Origin of the sequence: Kocuria sp. CH-021, assembly GCF_049716185.1 — a bacterium.
Taxonomy (GTDB): domain Bacteria; phylum Actinomycetota; class Actinomycetes; order Actinomycetales; family Micrococcaceae; genus Kocuria; species Kocuria cellulosilytica.
The window spans coordinates 1-907 of record NZ_JBNAFK010000060.1 but is presented as its reverse complement, the minus strand read 5'-3'; the positions used below and the strand labels follow the sequence as shown (position 1 = coordinate 907).

Genomic DNA, 907 nt, shown 5'->3' with positions numbered 1-907 from the left:
AGACCTGGTCTCAAAACCTGATCGGTCGTTGCCCACCTGCCTGGGAACGGTCCACAGTGCCTGCATGACGACGAGGACGCAGTCGTGGATGGTCGATGACCGTCTGTGGGAGCTGATCGCCCCGCTGATCCCACCCCAGCCACCACCTCGAGGGCCCGGTGGGCGACCCCGGATCGAGGACCGGGCGGCACTGGAGGGGATCCTGTTCGTGCTGCACACCGGGTGCCGTTGGCGGGACCTGCCCCCGGCCCTGGGCTGCGGGTCCGGGCACACCGCCTGGCGCCGGCTCAGGCAGTGGCAGGGGGCCGGGGTGTGGGAGAAGCTGCACCGGGCAGTGCTCGAGGAGCTCTCCGAGCAGGAGATCCTCGACTGGTCGCGGGCCAGTATCGACGCGGTGTCCGTACGTGCCAAAAGGGGGGCGAGCTGACCGGCCCGAACCCCACCGACCGCGGGAAACCGGGGACGAAGTACCACCTGCTCACCGACGCGGCCGGGCTGCCCCTGCATGTGCTGGCCTCAGCCGCAAACGTCCACGACAGCAAACTCTTCGAGCCGTTGCTGGAGACCAACCCGAGTGTGCGTGGCCGGCGAAGGCGTCCGGGGCGGCCCCGCCGCCGGCCGGAGAAGCTGCACGCGGACAAGGGCTACGACTACCCGAGGTGCCGCCGCTACCTGCACCGGCGAGGCATCAAGGTCCGGATCGCCCGGCGCGGAATCGAGGCCAAGACCCACCTGGGCCGGCACCGCTGGGTCGTGGAGCGCACCATCTCCTGGGTCCTGCGGTTCAAGCGTCTCGGGATCCGTTACGACCGCACTGCAGCCACGCTGCTCCCGCTGCTCTTGCTCGCCGTCACGCTCATCAACTTCCGCCGACTGCGTCAGGTAGAAGAGTTATGAGACCAGGTCT

At 69.0% G+C, this 907-nt stretch carries 1 protein-coding gene; it reads left to right on the top strand.

The genetic code is table 11. The features are described from left to right. Positions 1-88: 88 nt before the first annotated feature. Positions 89-897, top strand: a protein-coding gene (locus ACPYN7_RS18005) for an IS5 family transposase (protein ID WP_371212492.1) whose coding sequence is annotated in 2 segments (ribosomal slippage) — positions 89-410 and positions 410-897 — 810 coding nt in all. Because the reading frame shifts where the segments join, the coding sequence is not laid out codon by codon here. The last annotated feature ends 10 nt before the right edge of the window (positions 898-907 follow it).